This window comes from Lysinibacillus sp. GW247-5R2A, from assembly GCF_059424475.1.
Genome location: NZ_JBWKZL010000003.1, coordinates 254,814 through 270,828 on the forward strand (window position 1 = coordinate 254,814; position 16,015 = coordinate 270,828).

Genomic DNA, 16,015 nt, shown 5'->3' on the forward strand with positions numbered 1-16,015 from the left:
CCTTTCTATTTCCCTATTTTTAGAATAGAAGAGAAGAAGCTGTATAAAGCATCCCCAGCAATAACACCTGCTGCAAAGACAGTCATTTCAGATTCTCTCTTACCTTTCGTCACATATGTGAAAATAACACGAAGTAAGATACCTGCTAATACCGCCCATCCAGCAATCGGATTGATTAGTAATAAACCTGTGGCAAAAAGAATACCCATTTGTCGTTTCGAGCCACCAATCAATTGGATCAATGCCCCTGGAATAGCCCAAATCATTAGTTGTTTCGCTACATCTCCTGTAACACCAGATTGAATAGTTGCCGCATAAACATGGTTAACAGGGGCTACTAAATCTTGTGCAAAATAGGATTTGTAGGATAGTAAAACAACAATAGCAGAAATAGAGAAGGCAATCATACCAGCGATCATTTGCTGTTTACGCCCTTCTTTTTCTAGTGCTGGATCACTACCATTTCCACGAAGAATAAAACCAGTTTTCAAATCATAGCCCATATCCGCAAATGCTACCCCTGTAGCTGCACTATAACCTGCTAACAAAGCAAGTGCTGGTGCAGGGAAGCCTATTAAAATACCAACAATCAATGTAATAAATGCCACTGCAAACGCTGGGAACCATCCCGCATGCATTGCCGCAATACCAACGATTAGCTCATGGACAAATGCTGCGATTGTTGCAAAGAGGATGAATCCTATTAACATCCCAAATGACATATGTGTAATAATGCCGCCTAAAACTGCAATTAATAAGGCAATCGCTAAATAGGCAATAAACCCAACACCGAACCCTTGGCGAATTTCTTTCGTATCTTTAGAATAGCTTAACTCTTCTGACTTTTTAGCAGCGCGTTTCCCTAATAGGGTGAAGGCTACTTGGAATAGAGCCACGATGCCGGCACCAATCATAATGCCATGTGGAATATAATAAGCATTTAAATCAATATTAAATAATTGAACCGAATAGCCTCTTAGTAAAAGCCCAATCCCAAACATCGATAGTGCCCAAATATTACCGATAAACGCTACCCCAAAAGCTGACATCGGAATTTTAAGAATAGCTCCCACGATACCGATTAATACACCACCAATTAATACTTTGGCATTTTTACCGCCTTTATCGCCAGCCTTAATTGCTTCAGCTGTCGCAATCCCTGGTGGCCAAGTACCTGCTGCTGGGAAAATTTTTGTATCAAAAAATTTATATAATAATAAAGCATCCACAAACATCGCTAAAATAACACCGATAAACAACGGTAATACTAAATTTTCATAGCCCAAAACATATGGAATACCAATTGGCAACATTAAGCTACTCGCTGCACTAAAAGTAGCTGATGAAATGGCCGTTTGAATAATATTTTGTCTATGCACCGATTTAAATGCAATTAGTTTGCCAATTGGAATTCTTCCTAAAATCATCGCAAATATTGCCCCAACGATTGATGTATTGGCAGAAATCCCTAAAGTCGTAATCAGCTGTATCCCGATAATGGCCCCAACGACTGATGTTAAAACAATCATTAGTAGCGTTACAGGCTCCAAAGCCCGTGGGTGTAATACTTTATTATTCATACTGTCAGCTCCCCTATTGCTGTTATAGTTTTGAAATATGCGATTGTATCTGATGAACTACTTTCACTAACTGGTCAAGCATATATTTCTCCCTTTGATCATCTATATCGTATACTAATCCAGAAATTGTAAGAGATGCGATAATTTCTTTTTTATAGTTGAATAACGGTACACTGATACCAAAAGCGTGTTCATTGTATTCTCCAACGGTTACACACCATTTATTTTGGCGTATGCTTTGTAGCTCTTCCCTTAATGTCTCAAGAAATTCATTATGCTCATCTTTCGATTGCTTGCCTTGAAAAAATGCTATTAATTCAAGCTGTCTAGCCTCTTCTAAAAAGGCGAACATGACTTTACAGGAAGCACCGATGTAAAGGGGTGTCTTTGTTCCTAAAGACACCGCATACTTTACATTTTTATTACTTTCGGCAATTTTTGTTGTGACACCATATTCATTGTCCATATAAGTGAGAAACACCGATTCGTTTATTTCACTTGCAAGATTTTGCATTAATTCATAAATAGTCGAGTGTGGGTCCATTGTATGTGAGAGCACATCATAAAAAAGGAACATTTTGTAGCCTAATTTATACTTTTTCGTGCCTTCATCCTGAATTAAATAACCCGTTTCTGTAAATGTATGAATGGCTCTTTGTACGACACTTGTCGGCATTTTCATCATGCGCGAAATTTCACGTACACCTAATGCATTTTCTGTCGTCGCAAAACACTCTAGTATATCTAATGAGTTTTTTAATGTCTTGACAGTCATTCATTTCTCCCTTTAAGCGTTTTGATAACCGTAATGCATTTTCGCTACTTCTACAGATATATATTCATTTAACACATCACGCTCAATAGCCTCTTGACTTCTTTCAAGTGGATTACCATAGCCACCACCTGTTGCGGTAACTAGCTCAATGCGATCACCTTTTTGCAACTCATAATTGGCTAGTACGCCAACTGGTCCAATTGTGGAGCCATCCTTTTTATGAACGATTAAATAGTTATGAGACCCTTCGCCTCCTCCACTTAAACCAAATGGAGCGAATTGGTGTCTCCCTAAGTTGACTGAAACCTTTTGACCATCATGATTGATTGTATATACACGACGTACACCTAAGCCACCTCTAAACTGGCCTGTACCTGCACCGTCACAGTTTAAGCTATACTCATCAATTTGAATGCCATATTTCGTTTCGGCAATTTCCACAGGTAGATTATAAGTTTCACCATCCCCCATACAATATTGCCCGCTTTGACCATCTTCATCATTCGATGCTCCCCAACCACCAACAGATGGTTCAACGATTAGGAATGACTCATCATTTTCAGGATTTTTACCTGTCAGAATAAATGTACAAACGGATTGTAGGTGTCCTGCTGATAATCTTTCTGGTAAATGTGGCGCAAGTGCCTTCCAAATTAAATCTGCTGCCCCAATACGTGCCTCAAAGTTCATGGATACTGGATGTGGGCGCTTAGCCGAGACGATGGAATTTTCATCCGTTAAAATAGTTAACCGTTTAAAGACTCCCTCATTAATGACATCAATATCACCTAGTAATGCTAGGAACATGACACGCACACTGGCCATTAAACCAAATTTGGAACAGTTTACTGGCACATTCACCGCTGGATGGGAGCCTCTAAAATCACAAATAAATTCTTCATTACTAATCGTTACTTTTACTTTAATCGGGTATGGTCCGCCCTTTAATGGATCTCCCTCAATAAAGTCCTCCGCGTAAAACTCACCTTTTGGTAAATGCTGCAGCTCTAGCTCTACAATTTTCTCACCCTTGTCCAATAGTTTTTGAATGGACAATTTCACCGATTCAGCACCAAATTTCTGACAAAGCTCTGTAATTCGCTTTTCGCCTGTTTTTAAGGCGGCTACTTGTGCAAACATATCGCCGATAGATAGCTCTGGTAAACGAACATTCGTCGAGATAATCTCATAAATGGCTTCGTTCAATTCACCTTTATGATATAGTTTAACACCTGGCAGTTGTAGACCTTCCTGATAGATTTCATTAGAATTACTTGTAAATGAACCAGGATCCATACCCCCAACTTCTGTCCAGTGTGCTTTATTGGCAGAGTAAGCGATGATTTCACCGTTATAAAAAATAGGAAGCACTAAGCCAACATCTGATAAATGCGAGCCTCCCCCAACATATGGGTCATTAATAATAATGACATCGCCCTCATGTAACTTTTGGCCATGATCGAATTTTTCAATGACTCGCTGCACCATTGGACTTAGCATACCAATAAAGCTGGTAACACCATTTCCTTGGCTAATTAAGTTACCCTGTGCATCTGTTAAACCACAAGCATAGTCTAATACTTCATAGATGACGGGACTCATAGAAGAGCGTGCTAGAGCGACAAACATTTCATCCCCTATAGCTAGCAATGAATCCTGAATAATCTCTACAGCAAAAACGTCTTTTTTCATGATTTATTTCCCCTCCATCTCTACAATCAAATTGCCATATTTATCAATTTCTATGGATTGCTTTTCATTGATTACGACTGTAGATGTTGGATTTTCGACGATAGCAGGACCTGCAATAACATACCCAGGAGCAAGCTTTTGCTGGTCATAAACATTGACCTCAACCCAACCCTTCTCTTTTACATATAAGTTGCGCTTTGTTTTGATACATGTTGACACATCAATATGAGAGAAATCTAATTCTTTAAATTGAACAGCCTCATCTTTTCCATAGATAGTAATGTGTAGATTTACTAATTCAATTGGAGTAGTTGGTAAATTGAATGAAAATTCTTGTTTATGTTTGACATGGAACGCTTCAGCCAATTGAAGAAGCCCTTCATCATCAATCGTGCTATTCGATGCGTTCAATTTGACTGCATGCTCTTGACCTTTATAACGTAAATCATAATTAATTTCGAAATAATAATGCTCTTTCGATAAAGGTGCGTCAGTATAGGCACTTTCAATAGCTTGATTGATATTTGCTTGAATTTCCGCAAGATGCGCGTGATTAAAGCCCATTAAACTTGTTTGGATATAGTCTTGTCGATATTCTGTCATCATCATTCCTAATGCTGAAAAGACAGAGGAGCCATAAGGTATAATGACCTTTTTCATGCCTAATTCCTCAGCTAAATTAATAGCATGTAGTGGACCACCGCCACCAAAGGCAACCATTGTAAAGTCTTCTGGATCATAGCCTTTACGAATGGAAATGAGCTTCAACGCATTTAACATATTGGAATTCGCAATATCTAAAATTCCTTGCGCTGCTTCTTCCGCAGAAACTTTAAACGGTTTCGCAATCGCTTCAACAAGTGCCTCCTCTACTTTGTCGATAGAAACTGGATTATCGAAGTTGGCTAATGATAATCTTCCTATATAAACATTAGCATCCGTAATCGTTGGCTGTGTATTGCCTAACCCATAGGCTACTGGACCTGGGTTTGCCCCAGCAGAATCCGGACCAACCTTTAAGGAGCCGAACTGATCCACACGAGCGATAGAGCCGCCACCATTACCGATTTCAACAATATCTACAACTGGAGTTTTAATTGGATAGCCAGCAAATTTTTCATTTCTTTCAATATAGTAATCGGTCGTAACGTTTACTTTGCCATCTGTAATAAGTGAGCATTTCGCTGTCGTACCACCCACATCAAAGGCAATAATATTGGACTCATTTAGAAGCTCACCTAATTTTGCTGCCCCAAACATTCCTGCTACAGGGCCAGACTCTACTAGATTGATTGGTAACTCCATCGCTTTATCAAAGCTTGTTGTCCCACCATTGGATTGCATAATTTTTAAATGATCCGTAATACCAACTGTGCTTAATTTTTCTTTTAGGCTTTTTAAATAAGCGTGAGCAATGGGCTTCACATATGAATTTAAAACCGTTGTATTTGTTCTTTCATATTCACGATATTCCTTAATCGTTTCGCTTGAAAGTGTAATATACACCTCGGGCCAAATTTTTACTATTTCTTCTTTTAATAGCTGCTCATGAATGGGATTTTTATAGCCATGAATCAGCGAAATGGCAATTGCCTCTACACCTGATTCCTTAAATTGACGAACAATCTCTCCAACTTCGTCCCTATTAAGCGCTTTCATAATATTACCTTTAAAATCAATGCGTTCATCAATTTCTTGTCGTAAATAACGCTCTACAAATGGCTCTGGCTTTTTATATTTAAAATTATATAAGTCTGGTCGGTTACCACGTGCAATTTCTAAAATATCACGGAAGCCTTTTGTTGTAATTAATCCGACTACGCCACCTTTTCTCTCTGTTAATGTATTAATAATTACCGTAGAACCATGGATAAACGATTCAATGAGAGAATCCTCTGTTACATGTCGTCCTAATACGTTTAATATCCCATCCTCAAAATGCCCTGGCGTCGTATGACCCTTGTCAAAATGAAGATTTCCTTTCTCATCTGTATAAACTAGGTCGGTAAAAGTACCGCCAATATCTGTTGCGATTTTCAAGACTCCATCCCTCCGTGTTCCTATAATCGGAACAGTGTTCCGAATTAGAATTAAGTAAATTATATTTAAAAGAAAAAGAAAATTCAATGTATTTTTTAAATAAAAATTCATTTGACAATTGCTTCTCTTTGTAAAAATCCGCTTTTTCCTTCCAATAACAGAGAACAATTGATAAAAAATACCAAACACATTTATATAAGGAAGCTTCTCGAGTTATTAATCGTAAGAAAAAAAATCCTAGTTTTTCAATTAGAATCGTAAATTTTATAAAAAAAATAGCGATGATGAATGTTTCGACAGGTTATCAAGTATAGAAGGAAAATAACAGAATCCTTTTTAGTGGCATTTGAGGAAGGAGATGTTAAAATGACTAGGCTTTATCAGCTAATAAATAAAAAAAGAAGCTGCACCTCTTTTAAAGGGCAGCTTTTCAATATTTATTTAGAACAATCCGACCGCATGTCCGTCATTATCGACATTCATACGTAAGGCTGCAGGAGCTTTTGGTAGTCCTGGCATTGTCATAATATCGCCTGTCAGACAAACTAAGAAACCAGCGCCAAGCTTTGGAATCACCTCACGAATTGTGACCGTGAAGCCTTCTGGACGTCCAAGTAAGCTAGGCTGATCGGATAAAGAGTATTGCGTTTTCGCCATGCAAATCGGTAGAGAATCCCAGCCGAATTTTTCGATTTGAGCCATTTGCTTTTTAGCTTGGTCAGTGAATTGAACATCTTTTCCACCATATACCTTTTGTACAATGGTACGCACTTTTTCTTCAATGGACTCTGTTACATCGTATAATGGTGAGAAGTTGTTTTCTTCTTCCAACACAGCTAGTACTTGTTCAGCTAAGGCTATTCCACCTTTACCGCCCTCTTCCCAGACATTTGTTCGGGCAATACGTACATGATTTTCTTGGCACCAGTTTAGAACGGCCTCTAGCTCTGCCTCTGTGTCTGTAATGAAACGGTTTAATGCAATAATCGGTTCAACACCAAATGTACGTACCGTGTCGACGTGTTTAGCTAAATTTTCAATTCCTTGGAGCAGGGCTTCCACATTTTCACCGACAAGTGATGTTTTTGGAACACCACCATGCATTTTTAGTGCACGAATCGTTGCTACGATCACAACGGCACTTGGCTTAAAGCCTGCTTTACGAGCTTTAATGTTCATGAACTTTTCAGCACCTAAATCAGAGCCGAAGCCCGCTTCTGTTACCACAATATCAGCCAGCTTACGAGCAGTTTGTGTCGCCATAATAGAATTACAGCCGTGGGCAATATTAGCAAATGGACCACCATGTATAATAGCTGGTGTCCCTTCTAATGTTTGTACTAAGTTTGGCTTAAAGGCATCCTTCAATAATAATGTTAAGGCACCCTCTACCTGTAAATCACGCACAAAAACAGGCTCGCGCTCAAATGTGTAGCCAATTACAATGCTGGCGATGCGCTCGCGTAAATCCTCAATGCTTGTTGCTAAACAGAAAACTGCCATAATTTCGGAGGCAACCGTAATATCAAAGCCGTCTTCACGTGGCATGCCTTGAACAGGCCCTCCTAATCCTACAATCACTTTCCGTAATGAACGATCATTCAAGTCCATCACACGTTTCCAAATAATACGTCGTGGATCAATGTTTAAGACATTCCCTTGGTGGATATGATTATCAATAAATGCGGATAAAGCATTATTAGCTGTTGTTATCGCATGAAGGTCACCAGTGAAGTGTAAGTTAATATCCTCCATTGGTACTACCTGTGCATAGCCTCCGCCTGTTGCGCCACCTTTTACGCCCATTACTGGACCAAGAGATGGTTCACGTAAAGCTACCATCACTTTCTTATTTAATTGATGAAGGGCATCAGCTAGTCCTACAGTCACAGTCGACTTCCCTTCACCTGCTGGGGTTGGACTAATAGCTGACACTAATACAACCTTTGCGTCCTCACCTTGAGCTGTAATTTTTAATGGGTCAATCTTCGCTTTGTAGCGGCCATACTGCTCAAGAGCATCCTCTGGAATACCTGCAGCATTGGCAATTTCCGTAATAGGTTTGATCACTGCTTGACTCGCGATTTCTAAATCTGTTAATGGTTGATTTTTCGTTGTCATTTGGCATCCTACTTTCTATGTTTTTCATTTCCATTATAGTCTTAATTGTGAAAAAAAAGAAAGTCAGATATGCTAGCATTCCGACAATCAATTGACATTTTTGTTCAATTCATGTATGTTCTAAGAGAAAATGCAATTTTTTCACATTTTCTCATTGATAGCACGACTTCTTTAACTTTATTTTACTTTCAAGCGCATTGGAGGCGAATGCTTATGCAACATGGGATCGTAAAGTGGTTCAATAATGAAAAGGGTTATGGCTTTATTGAATGTGATGATGGAGAAGATGTATTTGTACATTTTACGGGCATCCAGGAGGAAGGCTTCCGTACACTTGATGAAGGTCAAAAGGTTTCATTTGATGTTGTGGAAGGCAATCGCGGCCCGCAAGCATCAAATGTTGTAAAATTATAAGCTAGAATATAGTAAGTGGATGAAGTATTTGAAAATGGCTCAATCCACTTTTTGCATGTTTGCACATAAAAATCCACTTCAACGATTGAAGTGGATTTTTAATTTATTTATTAATCCAATAAAAAGCACCTGGACACACTAATGTTTCCTTTGTTCGATGTGGATCCTTCAATGTTACACCGATTGGCCCTTCTTTTAAATGACCGAGCGTCATGCTAGATGCTGAGGCTTCCTCATAAAAATCCAAACGCATATTCGGTAGCTGTAGAGACATAAACTGCTCATGCTGCTCAAACTCGGGAAGTTGTAAAACCTTCTGCCAAAGCAGCACCGTCTCCTCCACATCCTTGACAAAAAACTGAATGGATTCCATTGTAATGGCTTGTTTTTCATCAATCGCACCACTAGCCTTTAATTGAGCCAAACGCTCCTCATCTCCATCTGCCCATTCAATTAAGAATGGAAAATCCACTGAAAGGCCAGGTCTGCCAAAATGTAATAGCTTCCATTCGATTATCGTGCCGTCTGGTCTTGTGCGGCTACAAGCATCGGGACCATATACTTCATAGCCCAATGCACGCAATCGTTGACCCTCGTCTTCAATATTATTGGTGCGCAAGGCAATTCGTGAAAATCCTTGGCGCTCATGATCACGTTTAAACGTATAATGTAGGGAATATGGGTACAGGGCCGCTTGCTCAAATAAATCACGATCATAAATTGCGATTTGTTCAATATAGCTTAAGCCAAAATAACTTAGTGTATTGTAAGTCCCCCACATCGTGTGTTGACCACCGTTCACTGTATGAACATTTCGTTTATTGAAGAAAACCTTTATATTTTCTGGTGATTCTACTTGATGTACCAGATGATCAAAATATAAAGTCATGGCAATTCCCCTTTCTTTCCCCCACTAGCTTTACCTGGATGTGTAATTGATTTAATATTTACTTAAGAAAAGGAGTTACTATATGGTATGAAAAAAAGTGCCATTTACCTACTAACTCCGTTAACTAATTTATTACTAACTATAAAGAGGTGATTTGAATGACAGATCATGTTGCTGCTTTTAAATTGGCATTAGGTAACTATCCTACAGGTGTAACAGTTGTTACAGCATGTCATGAAACGAATCCAATTGGCTTAACAGTCAATTCTTTTGCATCTGTTTCCATTGACCCACTACTTATTTTATGGTCACTGGATAAAAAATCTCAGCTTCATCCTTACTTTATGAGCGCGGAGAAATTCGCTGTCAATATTTTAGCAAGTGATCAAGAGCAATTATGTACATTATTTGCAAGTAAAGTCCCAGATCGCTTTGCTCAAGCAAAATGGTCTACTTCTTCTTTAGGACTACCGATTTTACATGATACAGCAGCTATTTTACAATGTAAATCCTTTCAGCAAATAGATGCAGGTGATCATACTATTTTTATTGGCCAGGTGCTAGATATTACAAACTCTCAAAAGGAGCCGCTTCTCTATCATCGCCGTCATATCGGTCAGATTCCAAAAAGCTTCTATAGCTAATTGCCATAAAAAAAGGGCCACTTGTAAGCAACGAAAACCATGCTTATTGGTGGCCTTTTCACATCGTTCAACTGAAATGATCCTTTATTTCCTCTGAGGAAATCTCTGCTTTTCAAGCCTATTAATTTGAACAATTACACCATCCTGAATCGTAATATGCACTTCACCAAATTCAAGATTTTGAATGGCCTTTGCAATAGCCTCTAATTTCTTATCTTCTACCTTTGCCGACTGAGCCATACGATACACCCCTTCTTTTTCATCCTTGTTGTACAAAAGAGGCCAATGCATCAAACTGATTGATAGCCCCTCCTATCTCTCAGATCCATCTGTTGGAATTGGCACCTATGTTTCGGTTGCCGAGGCTTCATTGGGCCAAGTCCCTCCACCTATCTTGATAAGAGTACTGCGTTTCTTGAAAATAATTCTATAATTCTGTTATAAGATTGTCAATATAAAATATTAGAAAACCTAGCTGAATACTTTGTAATGATCATTTTAGATTAGTAGACTATCTATTTCTAAAGTATTTTATGCCTAATCAACGAGAAATAGATGGCAATCCATTAATTTATTACGAACTCCATTTCCTCATCATGAATTCAAGGGGACCCCGACGATGTTTAGCTCTCCACCAGACAGAAACAAGCACACATCCTACAAAGTAACAGCAGGCATAGAGCATGGAAAAAGTAAGCGTCTGGTTCTCCAACTTTTGGCAAACAATTAATATGCCAATGCCAATAAAAACATGGCCGACATAATGCGTTAAAGACAGTTGTCCCGTAAAGATCAAAGCTTCAATTACTTTATTTTTATATGTCTCAACAAGATAGATGGAGCCCACAATAAGGACAATTGCCGACGCCGAGTTAGATAGAACATACATCATATTCGGTGGAATCGGTCCCGTATCAAATAAATACAATGCACTCTCTACATCTAATAAATGGATCGTTGTCATCTTAATAAATAGCGTTGAAAAAATCTCCGTCATTATGACTAGCAATAAGCCCATTACCCATAAGATTTTTCGTAATGAACGATTAGTTAAATCTAATGTGCCGATTACCATGCCAATTAGAAAGAAACAAATCCAGGGAAATAGTGGATGATAGCCATTAAACATCAAATTTCTTATAAATCCTGCCGGTGTCCAAAAATCAAGATACACTAGTAATACATATGTTGGATGCCACCCAGCAAGGTAATTAAATTGAATTTGGAGCCACTGTGAAAGGATGAGGATGCCACCGATTATGAACATCATCATTTTCTTGGATTGGGCAATCAAACATGCGGCAACAAACATATAGACGCCATAATAATGTAAGATATCTCCTGTCCAGCCGACTGTATATAGGACTATCCCTATCACGAATAACAAAAACGATCTCTTCCACAAAGTAAGTCGATTCTTGCGAAGAAGTATTGGGTCCTTAGTCTCTCTAGCCTGACGAGTCATTAAAGCTGTTCCTATTCCTGCTAGCATGACGAATACGGCCGAGGCACGCCCCTCAAATAGATGTTGTAAGGCCATCAACCATGTTGAACCATTCGTTGTAGAACCCGTTACAACTCCAAAATTGACAATGAACATACCAAACATGGCGAGAGCTCTTGCAAAATCAAGGCCTTCAATGCGCTGTTCATCATCTCTTTTTCCCATCTTCGCCTCCTTGGATAACGCTATACACAGCCTCCTTCCAAATAGCTCTGTAGTCCAATTGGTTACCTGTTAATATGAAATTACCGATATTATCATAGACCAAGGCCAGCATCTGTGCCTTTGCTTCTATAGTGGGAGTATCCTCTAGAACCCCTAGCCGCACGCCATATTGTAGGACTTCCACAAAGCTTGTTAAAAAGCTGGTTTCTAGCTCTTCTAATTGCTTCTTATAGCTTTCATCGCGAGCTGCTAATAGTACATATTGGTTAAATATTTTATTAAAATAAGGATCCTTGCCCTGCGCCTCAATAGACTTATAGCCCAGCTCTAGTAATTCCTCCTTGAAATTAACGCGAGAAAGCTCTATATAATCCACAGCGACATCCTGTTGAATTACTTTATACAGTTCATCAAATAAGTAAGTGATTAATTGATCCTTTGATTGAAAATAATAATAAATGGCTGGTTTCGATATACCGACCTCTGCAGCTATCATGGCTAAGCTTGTTTTTTCAAACCCTTTTTCTGCAAACATCACATAAGCAACTTCTATAATTTTTTGAAAAGTTTGTTCCTTATTCCCCATCATCATTCTCCTTTTTTACCGACCGTTAAGTAAACATTAAATGATACTCCTCTTTTAAACAAGAAAAAACTGTGTAGAAATATTTCTCTACACAGTTCACATTTATTGATGCTATAAATACCTCATTAAAGCTTCGGCTGTTTTTTGCTTGCCCGTTACTTTCATAGGCTGTCCATTAGCAGGTACAATCCAATGGGGCTCGTCTCCGCCATATAAAGATTGAGAGCTGTTGGCTACCATCAATTGAGCATGGGCTGTTTCCATTCGCAGTCGTGCCCGTGCTAATAAAAACTCCTCATCATCGGTCGCTTCTAGCTTAAACCCTACTAACGTCACATTCGGTTGCCAGCCTTTAATTTGCCCTAAGACTTTTGGTGCCTTTTTAAAATGAATAATAGGTGGCTCATCGGAAGGCATTTTCCCCGCTTCCTCCATCAAGTTGCCTGATTGATCATATACTTTATCAATGACCCAATCGGAGCCAGCCGCAGCCATAATAACGATATCTACACGCTCTTGTTGGACAGCATGACGAACCTTTTCTCCTAAATCCTCAATACCCTCAAATTTAATCAATGTCATTTGATCGTGATTCACTGGGAGCTGTGCAAAATAACCATGCATATATACTACATTAGCACCAGCAGCGAGTGCCGCCTCCGCTAAATAACAGCCCATTGTCCCTTTTGATAAATTGGTATGCCCTCGTACACGATCCCATTTTTCAAGTGTTCCCCCACTTGTAATGAGTACGGTTTTACCTTGTAATGTCCCCATCCACTCACCTATTTTCTAAAATATATACACCTACTATTTTACCGTAATGCAAGGATAGGCATCAATAGATTCCATCATAGTGCATTTTTTTGTTCCATCAGCCATGCACTTAAAATTTCCGCAAATTTCTTTGTTACAGGTGATGCATTATGCTTCATCGCAATTCCAATCGTACGATAGGCACCTTGCTTCAGAGGAATCGCTCTTAAGGTAGGCGGCAACGTTTGAATGACTAATTGGGGTAAAATACTAATCCCAAGCTGATGAGAAATCATGGAAACAATGCCGACCTCCTCTGAAAGCTCAAAGCGAATATTGGGCTTCACATGATATTGTTCCAACAAAACTTTGACATCATTGGTCCCTTTATAGGAAGTCATAATAAAAGGCATATCTTCCAAATCAACAATATCGATCTCAGACTTATTAAATAGTGGACTTTGATCTGAAACGATACATAATAATGGGTCCTGCTGTAATTCCGTATATTGATATTGCTCAGATTTTTGACCATTTAAAAACCCAGCCTCTATCTCCCCACTGAGTAGCCATTGTTCAATTTCATAATAATCACCCTCGCGTAATTCCACCTGTATTCCAGGAAACTGATTATCCATAATCCTAATAATTTCTGGCATCCAATTGGAAGATATACTTGAAATAACGCCAATACGCACGTTTCCTCTTGTGACTCCATGAATATGTGCTGCCTCTTGTTGCAATAATTCCTGTGCGTCTAAAACCTGACGCATCGCCCTTAGCATGGTTTGCCCCTCACTTGTCAGTGTGACACCCACTCTACTCCGATGTATGAGCGCAAATCCAAATTCTTTTTCTAAACTTGACACGGCGTGACTGACAGCAGACTGAGTTAGTCCTAGTGCATCTGCTGCTTTTGTAAAGCTTGCTACCTCTGCTACCTTTGTTAAAATCTCATATTTCACTAAGCTCATCAGCAATCCCTCTACATACATGAATTTTTTTAATACTAATCATTATAAACATTCGTTTTACTAATCTCAAGACAAGATATATAGTAATTTTTAGTATAAAAACTGTTTTAGTACACAGATGGTAGGTGAACATAATGAGTATCCAAGGAAAAGCAAATGTATTGATGGTTATTGTCACAATGTTTTGGGGACTATCTTATACCTTTATGGTCATGGGGCTTGAAACATTGGCTGTTTATAATGTGGTGGCATTGCGTTGTATCATCGCATTTTTAGTAGCAGGGCTTATTTTTTATAAACGGATGATTAAGGTAGATGGTAAGACTTTAAAATATGCCGCTATCCAAGGATTTTTATTATTCATTGTGTTCGCTTTAAGCTTATTTGGCTTACAGTCCACTTCAGTTTCAAATGCAGGCTTTATTTTAAGTCTAACGGTTGTATTAGTGCCGATTTTCAGTAGCTTTATTGATAAAAAATTACCTTCCAGAGCCGTCAGCTTTGCGATTATTTGTACAATGATTGGTATTACAGTGTTAACGGCACAAGGTTCATTCTCCTTCCATAAAGGAGATTTGTTAGTTGCAATCGCTGCGCTATGCTATTCTATTTATTTACTTTTAAACAGTTCATTTACACGGAATGTGGAGTCTATTTCATATGGTATTTACCAATTAGGCTTCGCTGGCATTTATGCGCTAATCTTAACATTATTATTTGAAACACCGACGTTACCAAATAATACGACATCGTGGATTGCTATTTTAGGTCTTGGAATCATTTGTAGTGCGTTTTGCTTCGTTGGTCAAACTGTTGCACAACAGTATACTTCTGCTACACATACAGGTCTCATTTTTTCACTAGAACCTATATTTGCAGCGATGTTTGCGATGATGTTCATCGGTGAAGGATTGACAGTGAAACTCGTTATTGGTGGTAGCTTTATTTTGATTGGTAATTTATTTGCCCAATTAGAGCATTTCCATGTGTTGCGCTTTATTAAAAAAGATGCACCAGAAAAAGTAATTCATTAAAAAACAGAGGGTCCACAATGTCACTCTGTTCAAACTATGGGCAATAGTCATCGAGAAGTTCACTCTCGGTGGCTTTTGTCATCCCTGCAATCACCCATTTTAGTAATACACTAGCTACTATGGGTGTATGCTTTCTGCGGATGGGGGTCGAGCCTTACTTTATTTTATGGTCAAATTGTCAAAGAAAAAAGACTGTAGGCAAGCTCTCAAAATTCATTGAGTTTGTCTACAGTCTGAACAGAGTGATTCACAATGATCAATCTGTTGTCCTTTTATAAAAATCTTCTAAGTTGCTCAGCCTCATTCAGACGCTCTTGTCTTAAACGCTCTTCCTGCTCAGCAGCCGTTTCCAGATGTTGTGATTGTAGCGTATCATAATCATCATCCCGTTCTGCAAATAATACGATACTCCCCTGCTCTACAAGATGAGCATAGTAAGCGATTTGCCCCTCAGAAAGATTAAAACGTTTTAATCCTTCTGTTACAGCAGAATCACCTGTAAACCAAGATTTAAATTGGTCCACCCAGTTACCAGCCTCATGTGTGTGGACATCATCATCCCATTTCACATCCTCCAACTGCTGGGAGTCTTTCGCAATAATATGGATATCCTCTTTATGGAAACCTTCTGTTCGCATATTTTCTAGAATATGAAGCATTTCGTCCCTTGTATGGGCCACCTCAATTTTTGGATTTTGTTCATTCATCATGTTCATGTTCATGTTCAATTCCTCCTAATTTGTATGGCTTACTAAATAATTACCCTGACAATGGGGAAACAAACTCTTTTTGCCGCTTCGTTACCAAACTGTAATAATTGTTACTATGCTTTTATACAAGT

General features: G+C 38.7%; 15 protein-coding genes and 1 riboswitch. Of the genes, 3 read left to right on the forward strand and 12 right to left on the reverse strand.

Features of this window, described 5'->3' with window-relative positions; all coding sequences use genetic code 11:
- Positions 1-5: 5 nt before the first annotated feature.
- The 5 genes from AC07YC_RS07200 to AC07YC_RS07220 all read right to left on the reverse strand — a co-directional run bounded on the left by AC07YC_RS07200 (position 6) and on the right by AC07YC_RS07220 (position 8,208).
- A complete protein-coding gene (locus tag AC07YC_RS07200) occupies positions 6-1,580 on the reverse strand; it encodes an OPT/YSL family transporter (RefSeq protein WP_494918902.1) in 1,575 nt (524 codons plus the stop codon).
- A 22-nt stretch (positions 1,581-1,602) separates the two neighbouring features.
- Positions 1,603-2,355, reverse strand: a complete 753-nt coding sequence (locus AC07YC_RS07205) for an IclR family transcriptional regulator (protein ID WP_336636505.1) — start codon at positions 2,353-2,355, stop codon at positions 1,603-1,605.
- Positions 2,356-2,367: 12 nt separating this feature from the next.
- A complete protein-coding gene (locus AC07YC_RS07210) occupies positions 2,368-4,047 on the reverse strand; it encodes a hydantoinase B/oxoprolinase family protein (RefSeq protein ID WP_494918904.1) in 1,680 nt (559 codons plus the stop codon).
- Between the two features lie 3 nt (positions 4,048-4,050).
- Positions 4,051-6,087 (reverse strand): hydantoinase/oxoprolinase family protein, encoded by a 2,037-nt coding sequence (locus AC07YC_RS07215; RefSeq protein WP_494918905.1) that lies wholly within the window; start codon positions 6,085-6,087, stop codon positions 4,051-4,053.
- A 441-nt stretch (positions 6,088-6,528) separates the two neighbouring features.
- Positions 6,529-8,208: a formate--tetrahydrofolate ligase gene (locus AC07YC_RS07220; RefSeq protein ID WP_336636509.1), complete on the reverse strand. Its 1,680-nt coding sequence runs from the start codon at positions 8,206-8,208 to the stop codon at positions 6,529-6,531.
- 213 nt (positions 8,209-8,421) lie between these two features.
- On the opposite strand from AC07YC_RS07220, the gene AC07YC_RS07225 reads away from it, so the two are divergent.
- Complete coding sequence (locus AC07YC_RS07225) at positions 8,422-8,622, forward strand: cold-shock protein (protein WP_324727670.1); 201 nt, start codon at positions 8,422-8,424, stop codon at positions 8,620-8,622.
- 103 nt (positions 8,623-8,725) lie between these two features.
- On the opposite strand, the gene AC07YC_RS07230 is transcribed toward AC07YC_RS07225, so the two are convergent.
- Complete coding sequence (locus AC07YC_RS07230; protein WP_494918906.1) at positions 8,726-9,511, reverse strand: VOC family protein; 786 nt, start codon at positions 9,509-9,511, stop codon at positions 8,726-8,728.
- A 158-nt stretch (positions 9,512-9,669) separates the two neighbouring features.
- On the opposite strand from AC07YC_RS07230, the gene AC07YC_RS07235 reads away from it, so the two are divergent.
- Entirely contained in the window at positions 9,670-10,155 is a 486-nt protein-coding gene (locus AC07YC_RS07235; protein ID WP_008180194.1) for a flavin reductase family protein, read from the forward strand.
- A gap of 84 nt (positions 10,156-10,239) precedes the next feature.
- Here AC07YC_RS07235 and AC07YC_RS07240 read toward each other — a convergent pair whose 3' ends face one another.
- From AC07YC_RS07240 to AC07YC_RS07260, 5 genes are all read right to left on the reverse strand, one after another.
- Entirely contained in the window at positions 10,240-10,431 is a 192-nt protein-coding gene (locus tag AC07YC_RS07240) for a YezD family protein (RefSeq protein ID WP_494918907.1), read from the reverse strand.
- A gap of 33 nt (positions 10,432-10,464) precedes the next feature.
- Positions 10,465-10,559: riboswitch (SAM riboswitch) on the reverse strand.
- A 170-nt stretch (positions 10,560-10,729) separates the two neighbouring features.
- Positions 10,730-11,824 carry a DUF418 domain-containing protein gene (locus AC07YC_RS07245; protein WP_494918908.1) on the reverse strand — a complete coding sequence of 365 codons (1,095 nt, stop codon included), beginning with the start codon at positions 11,822-11,824 and terminating at the stop codon, positions 10,730-10,732.
- A complete protein-coding gene (locus AC07YC_RS07250) occupies positions 11,808-12,410 on the reverse strand; it encodes a TetR/AcrR family transcriptional regulator (protein WP_494918909.1) in 603 nt (200 codons plus the stop codon). Before AC07YC_RS07250 ends, AC07YC_RS07245 begins: the two co-directional genes overlap by 17 nt.
- A gap of 111 nt (positions 12,411-12,521) precedes the next feature.
- On the reverse strand, positions 12,522-13,187 hold the full coding sequence (locus AC07YC_RS07255) for a phosphopantothenoylcysteine decarboxylase domain-containing protein (RefSeq protein ID WP_494918911.1): 666 nt from the start codon (positions 13,185-13,187) through the stop codon (positions 12,522-12,524).
- A gap of 74 nt (positions 13,188-13,261) precedes the next feature.
- Positions 13,262-14,140 carry a LysR family transcriptional regulator gene (locus AC07YC_RS07260; RefSeq protein ID WP_036146496.1) on the reverse strand — a complete coding sequence of 293 codons (879 nt, stop codon included), beginning with the start codon at positions 14,138-14,140 and terminating at the stop codon, positions 13,262-13,264.
- Positions 14,141-14,274: 134 nt separating this feature from the next.
- Here AC07YC_RS07260 and AC07YC_RS07265 point away from each other — a divergent pair, with 134 nt between their 5' ends.
- Entirely contained in the window at positions 14,275-15,174 is a 900-nt protein-coding gene (locus AC07YC_RS07265; RefSeq protein WP_025115049.1) for a DMT family transporter, read from the forward strand.
- Between the two features lie 272 nt (positions 15,175-15,446).
- Here the strand turns inward: AC07YC_RS07265 and AC07YC_RS07270 are convergent, their stop codons facing one another.
- Positions 15,447-15,896: a general stress protein gene (locus AC07YC_RS07270; RefSeq protein ID WP_336636515.1), complete on the reverse strand. Its 450-nt coding sequence runs from the start codon at positions 15,894-15,896 to the stop codon at positions 15,447-15,449.
- Positions 15,897-16,015: the final 119 nt, after the last annotated feature.

Coding starts and splice junctions, on each gene's coding strand:
- AC07YC_RS07255 (WP_494918911.1), bottom strand. CDS start 13,187: ATGGGGACATTACAAGGTAAAACCGTACTCATTACAAGTGGGGGAACA.
- AC07YC_RS07205 (WP_336636505.1), bottom strand. CDS start 2,355: ATGACTGTCAAGACATTAAAAAACTCATTAGATATACTAGAGTGTTTT.
- AC07YC_RS07270 (WP_336636515.1), bottom strand. CDS start 15,896: ATGAACATGAACATGATGAATGAACAAAATCCAAAAATTGAGGTGGCC.
- AC07YC_RS07225 (WP_324727670.1), top strand. CDS start 8,422: ATGCAACATGGGATCGTAAAGTGGTTCAATAATGAAAAGGGTTATGGC.
- AC07YC_RS07230 (WP_494918906.1), bottom strand. CDS start 9,511: ATGACTTTATATTTTGATCATCTGGTACATCAAGTAGAATCACCAGAA.
- AC07YC_RS07260 (WP_036146496.1), bottom strand. CDS start 14,140: ATGAGCTTAGTGAAATATGAGATTTTAACAAAGGTAGCAGAGGTAGCA.
- AC07YC_RS07265 (WP_025115049.1), top strand. CDS start 14,275: ATGAGTATCCAAGGAAAAGCAAATGTATTGATGGTTATTGTCACAATG.
- AC07YC_RS07220 (WP_336636509.1), bottom strand. CDS start 8,208: ATGACAACGAAAAATCAACCATTAACAGATTTAGAAATCGCGAGTCAA.
- AC07YC_RS07250 (WP_494918909.1), bottom strand. CDS start 12,410: ATGGGGAATAAGGAACAAACTTTTCAAAAAATTATAGAAGTTGCTTAT.
- AC07YC_RS07235 (WP_008180194.1), top strand. CDS start 9,670: ATGACAGATCATGTTGCTGCTTTTAAATTGGCATTAGGTAACTATCCT.
- AC07YC_RS07245 (WP_494918908.1), bottom strand. CDS start 11,824: ATGGGAAAAAGAGATGATGAACAGCGCATTGAAGGCCTTGATTTTGCA.
- AC07YC_RS07200 (WP_494918902.1), bottom strand. CDS start 1,580: ATGAATAATAAAGTATTACACCCACGGGCTTTGGAGCCTGTAACGCTA.
- AC07YC_RS07210 (WP_494918904.1), bottom strand. CDS start 4,047: ATGAAAAAAGACGTTTTTGCTGTAGAGATTATTCAGGATTCATTGCTA.